2 protein-coding genes are annotated in these 1,531 nt (G+C 67.7%); both read left to right on the top strand.

What is annotated here, in order from left to right:
- On the top strand, positions 1–1,011 hold a 1,011-nt coding region (locus tag DMB66_RS59045; protein WP_305028273.1), incomplete at its 5' end, for a proton-conducting transporter membrane subunit.
- Positions 1,008–1,531 (top strand): proton-conducting transporter membrane subunit (locus tag DMB66_RS59040; protein WP_305028269.1); only part of this gene is annotated, 524 nt, incomplete at its 3' end. The genes DMB66_RS59045 and DMB66_RS59040, both read left to right, overlap by 4 nt.

Here is a 1,531-nt window from a genome sequence, read left to right as displayed (position 1 = left end):
TGCGTCATCGGCGCCGCCAAGGACGACATCAAGCGCGTCCTGGCCTGGTCGACGGTCAGCCAGATCGGCTACATGTTCCTCGGCGTCGGGCTGGGCGGCGGCGCGTACGCGCTGGCCATCATCCACCTGCTCGCGCACGGCTTCTTCAAGGCCAACATGTTCCTCGGCGCCGGCTCGGTCATGCACGGGATGCACGACCAGGTCGACATCCGGCGGTTCGGCGGGCTGCGTAAGCACATGCCGTACACCTGGATCACCTTCATGATGGGCTGGCTCGCCATCATCGGCATCCCGCCGCTGTCCGGCTACTTCTCCAAGGAGCCGATCATCGCGGCGGCCTTCGAGCGCGGCGACTGGACCTCCTGGCTGTACGGCACGGCGGCCCTGCTCGGCGCCGGCCTCACCGCCTTCTACATGACGCGGCTGTTCGTCCTGGTCTTCCACGGCCCGAAGCGCTGGACCGAGGACATCCACGAGCCGCACGAGTCGCCGTTCATCATGACCGTCCCGCTGATGCTGCTGGCGCTGGGCTCGATCGGGGCCGGGTGGCTGATGTCCACCAGCGTTCCCGACTGGCTGGAGCCGACCTTCGGCCCCGAGGGCCCAGAGCACCACGCGGTGCTCTCACACGGGGTGATCACCGCACTGTCCCTGATCGTCACGGTGCTCGGTGCCGGGCTGGCCTGGGCGCTGTTCCGCAACGGCACCGCCAAGGAGGCGGAGCCGGCCGGTGTGCTGGTCACCGCCGCCCGCCGCAACCTCTACACCGACGCCTTCAACGAGGCGGTCTTCGAGCGGCCGGGCATCTACCTGACCCGCGCGCTGGTCTTCCTCGACAACAAGGGCATCGACGGCGCGGTGAACGGCCTCGCGGCCGCTGTCGGCGGCAGCTCGGGTCGCCTGCGCCGGCTGCAGACCGGTTTCGTCCGCTCGTACGCGTTGTCCATGCTCACCGGCGTAGTTCTGGTCGTCGGTGCCTTCCTCGCGATCCAGTTGGGATGGTTGGCGTGACCGACTTTCCGTTCCTGTCCATCCTGACGCTGTTCCCGTTGCTGGGCGCGGCGGTGGTGGCCTTCATCCCGAAGACCAAGGGCCAACTGGCCAAGACGATCGCCCTGGGCTGGTCGCTGGCGGTGCTCGCGCTGAGCGTCGTCATGTGGATCGTCTTCGAGGCGGGCGGCGACCGCTTCCAGTTCCGCGAGTCCTACCAGTGGATCCCCACCTGGGACGCGCGCTTCACGTTCGCGGCGGACGGCATCGCCCTGGTGATGCTCATGCTGATCGCGATCCTGGTGCCGGCGGTGATCCTGGCCTCCTGGAACGACGTCGACGAGACCCAGCGGTCGGTGCCGACGTACTTCGCCCTGCTGCTCGCCCTCGAGTGCACGATGATCGGCGTCTTCGCGGCCGCCGACGTGTTCCTGTTCTACGTGTTCTTCGAGGTCATGCTGGTGCCGATGTACTTCATCATCGGCTCGTACGGCGGCGCCCGGCGGCAGTACGCGGCGGTCAAGTTCTTCCTCTACTCGCT

The sequence above is a fragment of the Actinoplanes sp. ATCC 53533 genome, from assembly GCF_003947245.1.
Note: the sequence above shows the minus strand (reverse complement) of the source record. Positions and strands in the feature narration are given on the sequence as shown.